Origin of the sequence: Paenibacillus sp. FSL L8-0494, from assembly GCF_038003695.1 — a bacterium.
GTDB lineage: Bacteria > Bacillota > Bacilli > Paenibacillales > Paenibacillaceae > Paenibacillus_AQ > Paenibacillus_AQ odorifer.
Genome location: NZ_JBBOPQ010000001.1, coordinates 5,745,444 through 5,760,893, shown reverse-complemented (window position 1 = coordinate 5,760,893; position 15,450 = coordinate 5,745,444). Strand labels below are relative to the sequence as shown.

Here is a 15,450-nt window from a genome sequence, read left to right as displayed (position 1 = left end):
TTTAGAAACCGCTTAAAACGGTTAAAGCAGGCGAACGCTTTTGTCGTGGACAGCTGGTTCTAAACGGAACAAGCAAGCATACAATCGCATGATATGACTAAAAATATAAATAGCCGGGGCCATGAGGCATCCGGTTTTTTTGTGTTGTTAGAAATTGATATATATAATGAACTTAAGTCGAAGACTAGAGTAACTGATGGACATTACATCGTGCCTCACGTTGTATTTTGTACAATGGATTGAGTCTAAAAGCAGTCGGATTTGAATTCTGTTGCACATCTCACATTCAAATTCAGGAGAAGCAGCCTTTCTAGAGATCATCACGATAATCTATTGCGCGAAGTACAATGTAATGTATTTTCAAGTGAGAGTTAAGATTTTCTGTTGCACATTCTACAATGAAGCGTAAGCTCATGTACCGCACTATCCACGCCGTTCACGGTCCATGTACGCCTCATTCACGTACCTTTGAGGATGTTTAATTGGTCTAACTATGAGGTAGCGGTAGATATTTATTTCTACGATTGGGTTATTACTAAGGTGAGAGCTTTCCGCGATACGTTTCGCATAATGTTGTTCGTCGGTAGAATATATAAGGTCCATAGTTGGAAGGAGAGAGAGAAAATGTACGAAATCGTACTAATACGTCATGGTGAGAGCCAGTACAATGTACAGAATTTGTTCACAGGCTGGAGTGACCCGGATTTAACTGAGAAGGGTATCCAAGAGGCAAAGACTGCTGGCAAGCTGTTGAAGGACGCTGGGTATACATTTGATCTGGCTTTTGCTTCGGTACTCAAACGCTCGATTAAAACTCTTAACTATGTACTGGAAGAGATGGATTTGCTGTGGATACCCGTGCAAAAGTCTTGGAAATTGAATGAACGCCATTACGGGGCATTGCAGGGATTAAGTAAAAGCGAGACAGCGCTAAAATATGGAGATGAGCAGCTGCATATCTGGCGGCGGAGTTTATCGGTGAGACCCCCGTTGCTGGAGCTTGATGATCCTAGGTATGCCAGAAACGATATTCGCTACAGCGGTGTTCGTCCGGAAGATATCCCGCGTGGCGAGAGCCTGGAGGACACTGTACATCGTGTAGGCGATTTCTGGGGAAACCGGATCGTACCTCTTTTGCGTAAAAAAGAACGGGTGCTTATCTCAGCCCACGGCAATACGCTGCGTGCATTGATTAAATTTATGGAGGATATTGATGAAGCGGCATTGCTGGAGCTCAATATTCCTACCGGAGTACCGCTCGTGTACAAACTGGATGAGGACATGAATCCTATCAGTCGCTTTTATCTAGGAGATCCGGAACAGGTAGCGGCCAAGGCGCTTGATGTTGCTAAGCAGGGACATGTGTAATTGGCGTGTAATAAGCGTATAGGCGTAGCAGGTGTATTGAGTATAACGGGTGTACAGGTATAGTAAGCAAAACAGGCGGCGTAATAATCACATTAGGGCGTAGCAGGTTAATAAGCGTAACAGGCGTATTAGGTGGGTTACATGAAAAGATAAAAGGACAGCCTCGGGGCTGTCCTTTTTGCTATTAGTGTGTTTGTGACCAATCAAATGTGCGAAAATGGCGCGTATAAGGTCAGCTGGGTGCGAAAGCGTTGAATGTTAACCGTCGACCAACGCTCCGTAGATCCTCGACCAACGCTCCACTAGCCCTCAAATCCTCAACTAACTCTTGACCATCCCTCCACCAACTCTCGACTAGTCCTCCACTAATGCTCAACCATCCCTCAACTAACTCTCGGCCAGCCCTTAACTAACTTTCGACCAACCTCGACCAACGCTCTAGCAAATGCTTACGGACTCAGCAGCCGCTATTTGCCCATTTATCGCCATTTGAGCGGAGTTTCGGACTCCAGCACCGCTATTGCCTAAGAATCGACTCTAATAAGGCGTTTTTGGTGCCAATAGCTGCGGTGGAGTCCGATAGAATCGCAAATGTGTCAAAAATCCGCGTATAAGGTCAGCTGGGTCCGATAGCGCCGAGCGTTCACCTTCCACTAACGCTCGACCAGCCCTCCACTATCTCGACCATCCTCAACTAACGCTCGACCAACCTCGACCAACGCTCTGCAAATGCTTACGGACTCAGCAGCCGCTATTTGCCCATTTATCACCATTTGAGCGGAGTTTCGGACTCCAGCGCCGCTATTGCCTAAGAATCGACTCTAATAAGGCGTTTTTGGTGCCAATAGCTGCGGTGGAGTCCGATAGAATCGCAAATGTGTGAAAAATCCGCGTATAAGGTCAGCTGGGTCCGATAGCTAACGATAGGTATACGATAGCTAACGATAGGTACACGATGGTTAGACGATAGGTATACGATAGCTAGAGGGTTCGTGTCCGCAACTGTGCTCCACACTAAGTCCCCAAAATTAGAGGGCACCCCAGCAGCCATTTCATGGCTTTTGAGGCACCCTCTAATTTTTGACATTCGCCCAACTCTCCCTACAAAGGTCGATGCAACGTTCCCAGTAGTTCGCCCATCTTTACCTTCGAGTTGACCTCAAGCTTGGGTCTCGGGGTAAAGGTACCGCTTTCCGTGAGCAGCACTACGGTGGAGCCAAACTCAAAATAAGCCAGATCATCGCCTATTTGCCACTCTGCAGCCGTAGCATCCGTATAACGGATGCTGCTGACGTTCATTGCGCCTACCTTTACTACCGCGGTTTCCCCGTAACTCCCGGCAATATACGTAATGAGACGTTCGTTGCGGTTCAGGACACCCTTCATATGTCGCATTCCGAAATCGTTGACAGGATAGGCCCGTCCGCGAATATAATCGCTCTCCACCTTTTGTCCGGTAAGGGGAGAGTGAATCCGGTGATAATCGGTAGGACTCAAATAAAGAACGAAGAAAAAACCCTTCTTGTACAGCTCCAGATGCGGGGAGTGATTAAGGAGATCCTCGATCTTATAATCCTGCCCTTTTACATTCATAATCGTACCGGCGGTAATGTCACCCATAGCAGTAATCGTTGCGTCTACGGGACTAACCAAAGCGTCAGCATCGGTTGCAATAGGCCGCATGCCCGGCTTCAGCCGGCGGCTGAAAAACTCATTAAGAGTGAGATATTCTCCAGGATTTTTCTCCGCTTGAGCGGAGGGGATTTGATAAGTCTTAATAAATGCCGGGATAAGAAAACGGCTGATTCTACTATGAGAAAAAGATCCCATTAACCGTGAAAGCCACCGGTGTGAGGATAGCTCGGTCATCAGCCGTAGCAATTGTTTTACCATGCCCATCTCCCTTCCATAATGCAGCAGTACGGTTGTATACGGGTCGTCTCTGCTCTGCATTATATTGACATAGAATAGGAGACAAATCAATAACTGTTATATACCGTACTGTTCGTTTCTATTAAAAAACGCGCGTATCCCATAGGTCTGCGATAGCTGTCTTTCCAAATTTCCGTAAGGCCGGCTTTATGAAATCCGTAGCGTTGGTCGCGACCGTTACATTCTATGAAGAAGAGTCGTCCGTCCTTAGTAATGCCTATATCCAGTCCGATATCGGCCAGTCCGGGAAGGTCTTGCTCCAGACACCGTGCGATTGCAAGGCTAAGTATTTCGACAGACATACGGATGTGGGCCGCTGTGGATCTTGAAAAGGCTTTTTCGAGCGCTAGGGAGGAGCTTAACGCTTCTCCTCCGCGGGCTATATTGGAGACAAAGCCCCCTGGGGCAGCCAGTTTGGCGAAGAGCCCAGTGACCTGCCAATCTCCTCCCCAGCCGCGCTGAACGGTGACGCGTAGATCAAAGGGACGTCCTCCAATCTCAGCAAGGGGAATACGTTCTTGAACAAGATAAGGCACGGAGGTTAGGCGTGCGCGGAGCGCTTGTGGCAACGCCGCCTGATTTACGGGAATATTTCTCCAGCGCTGCATCGAAGGGGAGAGGTAGCTCAAGGTCCAACGCTGAGATCCCTTGCGGACCAGCCGCATGACCCCATTCCCTATACTTCCACGGCAAGGTTTAAGAATGAGATCGGGATAAAGATTCATCATTTCTTTTAGGCCTGAGACTCTCGTTGTTACGGGTAAATATTCGCGAAGCTCCGTATTTTTTTCAAGCAGCTGATGGATCTCATCTTTGCCGTATCGATTACATGTATTGAAAATCAGGGGATAGTGCTTCAGCAGACGCTGCATCCCAGGGCTGTTTTTGCTGTATATTGCCCGGTTATGGATAACAGCAGGCGTAGGAACAACTACGCTTTTATATCCGTTGGCTCCCTTTATATAGGCGGCACTAAAGCCTGTGTCCGTATCGATGTCCGCGAGCTTCAGGAAGCAAGGGACTAAACCGTATGCCGCCGCGGCCTCTTCATAGTTGGATAGAGACTCCTGTCCTGTTTTTAGCCGGGGAACGCCCCGGTGCATATCGGCATTTAGTAATATTCCAACGAGCTTATGCCCCATGTTTGTTCCTCCTGTTTCATCGGTTACATGATCCCTGCTTTTTCTACTCTTGTCATAGTATGTTTGTACCCGCGTGTCAGGGTGGACGAATGCGCGAAGGCAGATGCCTTTTTTTACACATAATCTTATGAAGGCCTCATCGCAAAAGGGTGTCATAAGCCCATACCGCTGCATATGATGCCTAGGAGAAACATTAGATGGAAGGAGGAGACTGCTTGTGAGGGGTTCCAAAAAAAAGCAGCCGCGCAGTCCACAGAAACGACTCTATTTTGTAGATAATCCCAATAAAGAGGAATTGAGTATGCTGGATACCAAAAGCAGCTCTAGAAGCTCGGGGAATAACAGTGACGGAGTCAGTGAAGCAGAGATCGCGGAAGTTCAGGTAAGTGGGGGAGCAATAGCTGAAGTCGTTCTAGAGGAGCCAACTTCTGCTCCAGTTCTACAATTGGAGCCGGAGCTTATAGAGGAAGCGCAGCTTCAGAAACAGGCGGATAATCTTCCTGAAACCGTATGGTTCGCTCCTCCAGAGAAAGAACGTTTTCAGCCCGTTTATACAGATGATCTTTCGGATGCAGCGGTGACCGGAGCCAAAATCGCTCCACGTACCATTGACGGTTCTAAGCTAAAGTTCGGCATTATTGGTACACCTTGGCTACAAGATTACGCTGTACAGAGTATCAATATCGCGGACAAGGCAGTCACTTCTGCAAAAATCGCACCAGAATCGATTGTGGGCGAGCATTTAGCAGAAGGAAGCGTTAGTGGCGGTAAGCTGCTGGATCATTCGATTAGTGGAGAGAAGCTGAAAAATGGCAGTATTAGTCCAGAGAAGCTGGCTGATCGGATTATAGGCGGCGGTCAAATTGCAGATAAAGCCATTGAGAGCCGCCATTTAAGCGATTTGATTATTACTGCGGATTTACTGGAAGATGGAGCCGTTACTAGTGACAAAATAGGAAGCAGCAGCATCACAAGTCGCCACCTAGCTAACGGCAGTGTTGACCGTTCCAAGCTGGCCGATGCAGCGGTATCTGGCGATAAAATTGCTGATGGTGAAATCAGCAGTTCAAAGCTAGCGGATGCTGTTATTGAAGGCCGCCATCTTAGCGACGCTTTGATAACCGCCAGACATCTGGCCCCGGGAGCGATTGGTTCTGATCAGCTTGCCAGCAAATTGATCGGTAAGGAACAGCTGCAGTCGGGTATTATCGAAGGCGGGCATTTAGCTGATGGAGCTATAGGCTCCAAGCAACTTGGTGCAGATGTCGTGAGAAGCGTCCATTTAAGCCCAGAAAGTGTGAATGGTAATCATATCGGTGATGGCGAAATATCGAGTCGGCATTTGGCTGACCGCAGCATCTCTTTTTTAAAGCTGGCTGAGGGTGCAGTAGGAACTGCACAGTTAGTGGAGCAAGCGGTAACCTCGTCCAAAATTGCTGACCAAAGCATTCTCCCACATAAGCTGGCAGACGAAGCAGTGACCACAAGACATATTGCTAAATCCGCCATTCGCGGACCGCAAATTGCTATGCAAGCCATAACTTCTATTCATCTGGAACGCGAAGCAGTGAATCATTCGCATATAGCGGCGGAAGCGGTCGGCTCGGAGCAGCTTAAGGAAGAAGCTATTCAGACTCAACATTTATCTTCCGGTGCTGTGACTGGAGAACAGCTGGCTTCAGAATCTGTGGGCGGGGAGCATCTTCGTGCACAGAGCGTTACTTCTGCCAAGTTGGCAGATGGAAGTGTAAATGCAGCTAAGCTGGCAGCAGGTGCAGTGATTGGGAGCACGATTGCGCGTGAAGTAGTCAGTGGTGAACATATCGCTTTTTGTACAGTGGAGGAAAAGCATCTGGCGGATGCCAGTGTGAGCGGCCGTGTATTGCAGGATGCTGTGGTAAATAAGGATCATTTGGCCACGGGAGCCGTGGAACGAAGACATCTTGGTGAAAATAGTGTGACTTCCGCTGCGATTCAATCGGGCTCAGTTTCAGGAGATAAGCTGGCTTCCGCTGCGGTGAGAGAAATTCACCTGGCAGCAGGAGCTGTGCAGCCTCATCATCTGGCCGATCATGCAGTGACCTCGTTGAAGCTTTCACCGGAAAGTGTCTCAACGGATAAAATCAGTGATTTAGCAGTCACTTCGGCTAAGCTTGCAGACGGCAGCATAGAATCCAGTAAACTGGCAGCGTCAGCAGTTCATGCTGAGCATTTGTCGGTAAATGCTGTAAGTTCGAAAACCATAAGCGAAAGTGCCGTTCAAAGTAGACATTTGAATCCCGGCAGTGTCAGTGGGGCGCATATCCGGCCGTTGTCTATAGGGAATGGTCATATCCTTCCGAATTCTATTTCTGCGGTTCAAATCCAAGAGGGCAGTATTAATAGCTCTAAGCTGGTAAAAGGTGCCGTGGATTCTCAGCATCTTTCACCTGGTAGTGTAGACGGCAGCCATTTGTGTACCGATACGATTGAAGGTCGTCATATCCTACCTGGTGAAATCACGCTGGCTCATCTGGCGGAAGAGGTACGTAGCTCTGAGTTGCTGCCAGACGGCTGCATAACTGGGGAGAAGCTGGCTGAAGGATCGGTAGATTCCAACCATCTCCTGCCTGGAAGTGTGAACGGAAGCCATTTGAATTCGGGTTCTGTCGAAGGTCGACATATCCTACCGGGTGAGGTCACGCTTGCTCATCTGGCTGCAGATGCATATACCTCCGACTTGCTGCCTGAAGGCAGTATTACCGGGAAGAAGCTGGCGGGAGCATCCGTGGATTCTATTCATTTAGTGTTTGGAAGTGTGGAAGGCGGACATCTGAGTTCAGGTTCCGTCGAAGGACGTCATATTGGAAAAGGTGAGATTACCCTGGCTCATCTCGCCGATGAAACCCGAAGCGCTGATCTGCTGCCAGACGGTAGTATTACTAGAGAGAAGCTGGCGGAGGAATCCGTAAGTTCTATTCACCTAGTGCCTGGCAGTGTGGATGGCAGCCATTTAGGCCCAGACACAGTAGAAGGCCGTCATATCCGATACGGTGAGATCACGCTGGCTCATTTGGCAAAAGAAACACGCAGCTCCAAATTGCTGCCAGACGGTAGTATTTCTGGTGTAAAGCTGGCACATGCTTCCGTAAATTCAAATCATCTAGTACCTGGCAGTGTGGAAGGCGTTCATCTAAGTTCAGGTTCTGTCGAAGGGCGCCATATTGGAAAAGGTGAGATTACGTTAGCTCATCTGGCCGAAGAAACACGTAGCGCTGACTTGCTGCCAGACGGTAGCATCACTCGGGAGAAGTTGGCGGAAGAATCCGTAAATTCTAATCATCTGGTGCCTGGAAGCGTAGATGGCAGTCATTTGAGTCCGGACACAATAGAAGGACGTCATATCCGATATGGTGAGATCACGCTGGCTCATTTGGCCGAAGAAACACGCAGCTCCAATTTGCTGCCAGACGGTAGCATTACTGGGGAGAAACTGGCGGAAGCATCCATAAATTCAAATCACCTTGTACCTGAAAGCGTGGAGGGAACTCATCTGAGTCCGTCTGCAATAGAAGGACGCCATATTGGAAAAGGTGAGATCAAGCTAGCGCATCTGGCGGATGAGGTACGCAGCTCCGAGCTGCTGCCGGACGGAAGCATTACTGGGGAGAAGCTGGCGGAAGCCTCCGTAGAAGCAATTCATCTAGTGCCTGGCAGTGTGGATAGAACTCATCTGAGTCCGTCTGCAGTAGAAGGTCTCCATATTGGAAAAGGTGAGATCAAGCTAGCACATCTAGCGGATGAGGTACGCAGCTCCGAGTTACTGCCGGATGGCAGCATTACCGGTAAAAAGTTGGAGGGTGGATCTATTACTGCCTACCACTTGGCTCCTGGCAGTGTTTATGGGGGACACTTAGGGGGGAATGCGGTAGATAGCCGCCATATCCGTGCTGGAAGCATTACTCTGAATCATTTGGCAGAAGAAGTGCGCAGCGCTGATTTGTTGCCGGAAGGCAGTATTACAGGCGAGAAGATTGAAGTCGCGACGATTCAGTCTTTCCATTTAGCCCAAGGCAGCGTCTCTGGAGGTCATTTGGCCGGGGATGCGGTGGATGGCCGCCATATTCGATCGGACAGCATCACCCTGAAGCATTTGGCAGAAGAGGTACGCAGTGCGGATTTGTTGCCAGATGGCAGTATTACTGAAGAAAAACTCGCCGAAGGCTCCGTGAGTTCTTCACATTTACAACCATGGAGTGTTTACGGAGAGCATCTTGCTGACAAGATCGTGGCAGATCGGCATTTGCAGCCTGGCATCATCAAATTAGAGCATCTTGCGGATGAAACACGCAGCTCAGCACTGCTCCCGGATGGCAGTATCAACGGAGCTAAGCTGAAGGAAGGCAGTATCGAGTCCGCTCATCTGACAGAAGGTGCAGTAGGGACAACAGAGCTTCAGGATGAAGCGGTAGTAGCATCCAAAATCTCTTCGTTTGCGATTCAAGCCCGCCATCTGGAAGAAGAGAGTGTTCAGGAATATCATATTTCCCCAGGTGCAGTAAACGGGACTCATCTGGCACCGAACTCTGTAAATACAGATCATCTGTCCTTCAGTCCGATTCAAACAGCTGGGAAGCGAGAAGCACTACAGCAGTTTGGAATGACAGCATTTATGTTCAATGGGGATGCAGAGAGTGTAGAGGTGACCGTATCGTTTGATGAGAGCTTTGGGCATACGGGTTATGTGCTTGTTGCCATGACCAATCAGCCTTACTTCTACGCTTCCTTAAAGAGCAGAGCCAATGGAGAAGCAGTGATTCAAGTAGTACGGTTGCGCGAGACTCCGCATTTCTATGGGGTTATCTCTTGGATTGCTATAGGCGCTCCCTTAGCTAAGCCGGCAGCAGATGATCGCGTATTTGATTGAACCTTAAGCAGTTCCTCTTAAAAATAGCAGAGCAGCGGGTTTCCATATTGGAGATCGCTGCTCTGTTTTTTTGGGGGGGACGTTACATGTCAGCATCGCCGGGTTCTAATCATTCGCTGTGGCTGCTGCTCTGTCCGATAACCTGGTAGTCTAAACATCCGCTGCTACTTACGGACCCAGATGGCGTTATTTGCAGGTTTGTCGTTTTTTGAGGCTGGTTTAGGACTCTAGTGAAGCAATTGTATAGAAATAGAGCATTATTGAGTTCTTTTCATGCCAATAGCTGCTACGGAGTCCGTTAATAATCTAAAAGTGTGATAATGCGGCGAATAGGAGCAACTGTGTCCGATAGCGCTAATGTCTAAACATCCGCTGCAGATTCGGTTTTGTCCGATACCGCCCTAACCTAATCAACCTGCTGCGGTACTGCGTTCGTTACCATCGCAGGTTTTGTCCGCGGCAGCTGGCTATGCGCAATGTATCTAAGCTGAAGTTTGGTGGGGAGTACATTTGTCCTGTTTTCAGAACGACAGGAGACAATTGCCGTTACCCTGTGCGTTGTAGTACATAAACTGTGATGTAACCCTCAGCCTGAAGAATTGGCTCTGTAAGGAAGGTGGATGAGCATGAAGCCCAAACGAACTTCTGCCCGCCGCACAGGACGGCGGGTCTCTCGGATGAAGCGGCGGACTACACGCCCAGTGCGGCAAGTCGCTGTAGTCCCTATAGTTAACCATCCTAATCCCTATGTTTCGGTTATTATTCCAGCCATGAATGAAGCTCAGACCATTGCGGGAGTGATATCTGGAGCCAGAGGGGTCCATCCGCGCTGCGAGGTAATTGTGGTAGTGAATGGATCCACTGATCAAACGGCAGGGATTGCACAATCGCTGGGTGCGCGTGTTATTTCCTATGAGTTGCCACTTGGACACGACGCTGGCCGTAGTGTGGGAGCTGAGGCAGCCAAGGGAGAAATCCTATTGTTTACAGATGGAGATTTGGTGATACCTGCTTCGGGGCTGCGTCCTTACGTCACTGCTGTTAGTGGTGGAGTGGACATAGCGCTTAATGATTATTCCGGTCCGGTCCGGAAGCTGTCCCCCCATCCGGTGGTGCTGTCTAAACATGCACTGAATATTCTGCTTGGCCGTCCAGATCTGAAGGGATGTTCGATGACGGCAGTTCCGCACGCAATCCGCCGCAGAGCACTTGATATTTTAGGGAGCGATTCATTATCACGTCCTCCACTGGCGCATGCCCAGGCAATTCTTAGTGGACTGCATGTGGTAGCCGCTCACAAAGTGCCTGTAGGGAAATTGAATGCGGTAAGACGCAAGGAAGACGGCAAAGATCCATTGCAGCAGTTGATTACAGCGGATCATATGGAGGCTGTATCCCTGTTGCTGGAACATCGGGGGATCAGAGCGGGCTTTGGCGACGGAGCCCGGCGCAGAGAGATGGTGAGATGATGGTTGCAACTTTACGAGGCACAGCAGCTCGAACGGCAAAGAAACGCCCAATCCGTCACAGGTCAGCCAATCGCTCTGTAAAAGGCAACGCTGCTACTCGCCCGCTTCTGTCTCGGCAATCGAAGGCAGGCAAGGAGACTCTGAAGTTACCGAAGTTACGCGGGACTTTGTCAGTCATTATCTCCGCGCGTAATGAGGAGCAGACCTTGTCACGTCTGCTGCATCAGGTTGCACGGCTTGAACCTGCAGAAATTATCGTCGTACTTAATGGCTGCAGTGATAACTCTTTTCCTATTTCTAGACAACATCGTCAAGCCATTGTAGTACACTGCCCAGAGTCTGTCGGACATGATGTGGGTCGGGCTATCGGTGCGAAGCTGAGTCGCGGGGATATATTGCTTTTTCTGGATGGAGATATGGTCATTCCGGCCTCTCAGCTTGTTTCATTCACGGCGGCTGTAGATCGTGGGATTGATGTAGCTCTTAATGATTTAGACTCATTGATGCCCTCTTTTGGATTATGTGATGATGTCACCCGCAGCAAACTGTTTCTGAATTATGCTCTGGATAGGTACGATCTCGGAGTTAGCTCTATGACAGCTGTTCCTCATGCGCTTTCGCGGCATGCGCTTGAGACCATAGGCTACCGTGAATTAATGGTTCCACCTAAAGCCCAAGCTCGTTCTGTATTAGAAAAGTTACGGGTGGAGAAGGCTGGGACGGTAAATGTTATTAAACATAATCGGCTGCGCAAGGCAAATACAGGGGTTGGAAATGCTGTGGAAAAACTGATCATAGGAGATCATGCTGAGGCTCTACATGAGGTTCTTTCGCGGCGAAAAGCTGGCGGTCTGCTAAGTAGTGAGACTCAGCGCGAGTACCGCAGACAGGTAGCCGCTTGGAGGAATCGCATATGACGCTGACGAGTATTATTATTCCAACCTACAATGCGCTGCCCTTGCTGCGGGCCTGTGTGGAATCTATTCTTGCCTACACTCCGCCGCCTTATGAGATTATCGTAGTGGACAATGCTTCAACGGACGGAACAGACACTTATTGCCGTGCGAATCATATAACGTTTATTTCATTGCCTGACAATCGCGGCTTTCCAGCTGCATGCAATATGGGGCTACAGCTAGCTTCAGGTGATGAATTACTGCTGCTGAATAACGATGTAGTGGTATCTCAAGGATGGTTAACTAATCTGAAGAGAGCTCTATATAGTGCTCCTGATGTTGGTATTGTTGGGCCAGTCACAAACTATGCTAGTGGACGTCAACAGGTGAAGACTGATTATGAAGGTCTGATAGATTTTCATCAGGCTGCTGAGAGGGCGAACCTTCCAAATCCCCAGAAATGGTTGGAGACGAGACGGCTGGTAGGATTATGTTTTTTATTCAAAAGAGAGCTGCTTACTTCCGTAGGTCTACTGGATGAGAGATTCTCACCTGGACATTACGAAGATGATGATTATTGTTACCGTACCAGGATAAAGGGATATCGGTTGCTTATCGCCGGGGATTGCTTGGTGCACCATGAAGGAAGTGCAAGTTTCAAGCAAGTTTACAATACCGGACTGCAAGAACTGGTGGAACGAAATCGCAAGATTTTTATAGATAAATGGAATGTAGACCCTATAAATTTCATATGAAGTGCAGATCCGAAGGCAAAGGACGTAGATAAAGAGGAGGAAAGTAAGTGAAAGGAGTCATACTGGCGGGCGGAACAGGATCTAGACTTCAACCGCTGACCCGGCTTATGAACAAACATTTGCTTCCGGTCGGCAAATATCCTATGGTCTGTTACGGCATAGACCGGCTTCGCCGGGCAGGAATTACCGACATTCTTCTGGTCATAAGCAAGCAGTCTGCTGGCCTGTACACGGATTTTTTAGGTAGCGGTGCTGCATTTGGTGTATCTCTGACCTATAAAATTCAGGAAGCTGCCGGAGGCATTGCCGAGGCGCTTGATTTAGCAGAAGGGTTCATTTTCCCGGGGGAACGATTTGTTGTATTGCTCGGGGATAATCTTTTTATGGATGATCTGAAGCCTTATGTGGAGAGTTATCTCCGTCAGCCAGCGGGCACAGCAAAGGTGTTGCTGAAGCCGGTGGAGGACGCGCGCAGATACGGTGTACCTGTGTTTGATAGTCAAGATGCGGCATGGATTGCTTATATCGAAGAAAAGCCGGAGCATCCGAAGACCAATTATTGTGTAACTGGTATTTATATGTACGATGAAGCTGTATTTGATATCATCCGGCGGGTATCACCTTCCAAAAGGGGGGAGCTGGAGATTACCGATGTAAATAATATATACGCCGCTGATCGCAGACTTAGTTATGATGTGCTTAAAGATTGGTGGAGTGATGCGGGGACGTTCCAGTCTTTGCACGAGGCGGGGGAAAAGTTAAAGGATGCACTGCCATAAGGCAGTGCTTTTTTTGTTGTAATCTTGCTATAGATAGCCGCAAGGGCTTTGAAATCACGCGTTACTCAGAGGGCTCGGGGGTTGGAAATCCTCCACCAGATTAAATCCTCAGTTTCTTTGTATCTCTCAGAGCCTAGACGCTCCAATACTTTGTGGGAGGCTGTATTATCTTTTTCAGTGTCAGCGATTACATAGACAGCTTGGGGATGGGAGAAAATCCATGCAGTAATTGTGCGTAGTGCCTCTGTTGCATACCCTTTTCTTCTATATTTCTCATCAATCCCATATCCTATAATAACCTCGCCTTTCTCATTCGGGTAACCTTTAAGGATAATGAATCCTATAATACAATGATCTTCCCGATGGACGATGGCCCAGTTCGTTAACCATAGGTAATGGTCGGGGTCCTGCTGCACCTTTTTTAGCCTGATCTGCATAGCATATTGCATTTCATCATCAAGCGCCGCACTGATGGCAGCTAAGCCTAATTGTTGCTGTAGCTCCGAATAGTTATCTATTGCTAGTGAGAGCTCTGGGGCAGTTAAAGGTATTAGATCGATCCTCTGGCTTTCAAGCTTCATATATTCCCCACCAATCATTGGTAAACTCAGGATTGCGCATTTCACATTTTAATCCTTTTAAATGTACTTAGCAATAACGTAATCTTTATGTCATCCAGTCACTTATAGAGCCTTAACTTGTCGAGGATCCCCGGCACCGTAACGGCTCCTGCCGCATATGCTGTAGCAGGGCGTTTGAGCAAAGGAGACATGAAGGTGCAGAGTAAAATAACTAAAGTCCTGCAGCACATGGCCCATACGCACGAACAGATGGCGCGGATTCTAGACGCTGAGCGCCATGTGGCTGTCCGTATGTCGCAAATTGTCCACGATCTGCCAGATGCGGAACCTGATTTTGATGGGATCAGCGGGATGATCGAAAGCTCAACTCAGGTAAACAAGAATATTATTGCTTACTTGAATGCACTTGCAGATCTGGAAGAAGCGATGGCTGATGGGGTAGGCAGAGTGATTAAGGAATTGAACGGTCAAGAAGAAGAGTAACGCTATAGGAGCGGGAGGCGGAAGATGAGCAGAGAAAAGGCTTATCTGCAAATGCTGGAGTCCACCGCCGCCATCCAGTGGAACGTTGCGTTGATTCTGGAAGCTAAGGCGGTTGAAGCTGAAAAGGTAAAGCAGTGGGCACAGCATCATATCCACGCTAGAGCCTTTGATTCCCACAGTGAGCAACTGAAGGAGTCCCTCTCTATACACGAGGTCATCGTGGAGATGGTCGAAGGGCTGACCAAACTGGAGAACGGACTCTACAGCAATTTAAAAGCAGTGCTGGGCAGTGGCGAAGACGATGGTGGCGGGGAAGGTTTTGGAGACATGTCAGGTGATGGCTTTAGTTTTGGAGAAGACAGCAAATGAGCGGGGACCGTCTCTCTGAACATGCCGTCAAGCTGGAGATGATTCGCTCCATTTCGCGCAGTCAGGCTGCTTTGGCGGCCATCTTGGAGAGCATCGCCGAATTGACGGAGCAATCTGAGTTGACGGCCCGCAAATTGAGCGACAATATCAGGATTTTAAGTGGGTATCAGAGTGCGATGTGCCGGATGATGTCCGGGATTTCACTACATCGTCCTAAACGGGGAATTCCTGCTGCGCCATGGCTGAGTAAGGCATACGCCGTAGGAACCTCCAGAGAACATGGAGCACAGGAGGAGTAGAAGCATGAAGAAGAAAAGCCGTAGAACGCTACGTTCAGGCAGAACCCGTAGACGCACATTGCTGCTCTCGCGGAGAGCAAAAGTTCGTAAAGGGCTAGCCCGTAAAACCCGCAGAGTTCTTGCCCGGAAAACTGCTCGTTATGGGAAGTCGAAAAAAGGCCTATTGCTACGCAAGAAAAGAAGACTTCGTCGTAAGCTTGTTCGTAAAGTAAGGGTTTCACAGCCACCGGTGCTTGTGGTACCCGTGAGTGAGGCTCCGCCTGCTCCACAGGTAATTCCGCTCCCCCCGGAGCTGGGCGTTTCGCCGGAAACGCCCCCGGCAGACGCCTTTCAACAGGGCTACACCGAAGCATACAACGTGGGGTTCGACGCCGGTTTCGCCAAGGGCTTCGAGGACGGGCATAAGCTGGAATTCAGCTAGGGGACACAGATGACAAGATCCGCTCCGCCCGTGAGCGGGTCTTGGGGTTT

At 49.0% G+C, this 15,450-nt stretch carries 13 protein-coding genes; 10 read left to right on the top strand and 3 right to left on the bottom strand.

Annotation, left to right across the window (positions count from 1 at the left end; genetic code table 11):
- Positions 1–624: 624 nt before the first annotated feature.
- Positions 625–1,368: a 2,3-diphosphoglycerate-dependent phosphoglycerate mutase gene (gene gpmA, locus NYE35_RS26030; RefSeq protein ID WP_036679780.1), complete on the top strand. Its 744-nt coding sequence runs from the start codon at positions 625–627 to the stop codon at positions 1,366–1,368.
- A gap of 1,101 nt (positions 1,369–2,469) precedes the next feature.
- Here the strand turns inward: gpmA and asd are convergent.
- A complete protein-coding gene (gene asd / locus NYE35_RS26025; protein WP_036679739.1) occupies positions 2,470–3,261 on the bottom strand; it encodes an archaetidylserine decarboxylase in 792 nt (263 codons plus the stop codon).
- 86 nt (positions 3,262–3,347) lie between these two features.
- A complete protein-coding gene (locus tag NYE35_RS26020; protein WP_036679737.1) occupies positions 3,348–4,442 on the bottom strand; it encodes a YheC/YheD family endospore coat-associated protein in 1,095 nt (364 codons plus the stop codon).
- 217 nt (positions 4,443–4,659) lie between these two features.
- Here NYE35_RS26020 and NYE35_RS26015 point away from each other — a divergent pair, with 217 nt between their 5' ends.
- From NYE35_RS26015 to NYE35_RS25995, 5 genes are all read left to right on the top strand, one after another.
- On the top strand, positions 4,660–9,348 hold the full coding sequence (locus NYE35_RS26015) for a WIAG-tail domain (RefSeq protein WP_341122236.1): 4,689 nt from the start codon (positions 4,660–4,662) through the stop codon (positions 9,346–9,348).
- A gap of 626 nt (positions 9,349–9,974) precedes the next feature.
- The gene (locus tag NYE35_RS26010) at positions 9,975–10,817 is read left to right on the top strand and encodes a glycosyltransferase family 2 protein (RefSeq protein WP_341122235.1); all 843 of its coding nucleotides are present in this window, start codon (positions 9,975–9,977) and stop codon (positions 10,815–10,817) included.
- Positions 10,814–11,734, top strand: coding sequence for a glycosyltransferase family 2 protein (locus NYE35_RS26005; protein WP_094903705.1), 921 nt, complete (start codon positions 10,814–10,816; stop codon positions 11,732–11,734). The genes NYE35_RS26010 and NYE35_RS26005 overlap by 4 nt, the downstream gene beginning before the upstream one ends.
- A complete protein-coding gene (locus NYE35_RS26000) occupies positions 11,731–12,468 on the top strand; it encodes a glycosyltransferase family 2 protein (RefSeq protein ID WP_036679731.1) in 738 nt (245 codons plus the stop codon). The genes NYE35_RS26005 and NYE35_RS26000 overlap by 4 nt, the downstream gene beginning before the upstream one ends.
- Positions 12,469–12,515: 47 nt before the next feature.
- Positions 12,516–13,247 (top strand): sugar phosphate nucleotidyltransferase, encoded by a 732-nt coding sequence (locus NYE35_RS25995; RefSeq protein ID WP_038573158.1) that lies wholly within the window; start codon positions 12,516–12,518, stop codon positions 13,245–13,247.
- 65 nt (positions 13,248–13,312) lie between these two features.
- On the opposite strand, the gene NYE35_RS25990 is transcribed toward NYE35_RS25995, so the two are convergent.
- Positions 13,313–13,828 (bottom strand): GNAT family N-acetyltransferase, encoded by a 516-nt coding sequence (locus tag NYE35_RS25990; RefSeq protein WP_256715424.1) that lies wholly within the window; start codon positions 13,826–13,828, stop codon positions 13,313–13,315.
- Between the two features lie 195 nt (positions 13,829–14,023).
- Here NYE35_RS25990 and NYE35_RS25985 point away from each other — a divergent pair, with 195 nt between their 5' ends.
- From NYE35_RS25985 to NYE35_RS25970, 4 genes are read left to right on the top strand one after another with little or no spacing between them, the layout of a single operon-like run.
- Positions 14,024–14,311 (top strand): hypothetical protein, encoded by a 288-nt coding sequence (locus tag NYE35_RS25985; RefSeq protein ID WP_036679726.1) that lies wholly within the window; start codon positions 14,024–14,026, stop codon positions 14,309–14,311.
- A 24-nt stretch (positions 14,312–14,335) separates the two neighbouring features.
- Positions 14,336–14,680 carry a hypothetical protein gene (locus NYE35_RS25980; RefSeq protein WP_036679724.1) on the top strand — a complete coding sequence of 115 codons (345 nt, stop codon included), beginning with the start codon at positions 14,336–14,338 and terminating at the stop codon, positions 14,678–14,680.
- Positions 14,677–14,979, top strand: a complete 303-nt coding sequence (locus NYE35_RS25975) for a hypothetical protein (protein ID WP_051491084.1) — start codon at positions 14,677–14,679, stop codon at positions 14,977–14,979. Before NYE35_RS25980 ends, NYE35_RS25975 begins: the two co-directional genes overlap by 4 nt.
- Positions 14,980–14,983: 4 nt before the next feature.
- Complete coding sequence (locus NYE35_RS25970) at positions 14,984–15,400, top strand: hypothetical protein (protein ID WP_076103710.1); 417 nt, start codon at positions 14,984–14,986, stop codon at positions 15,398–15,400.
- The last annotated feature ends 50 nt before the right edge of the window (positions 15,401–15,450 follow it).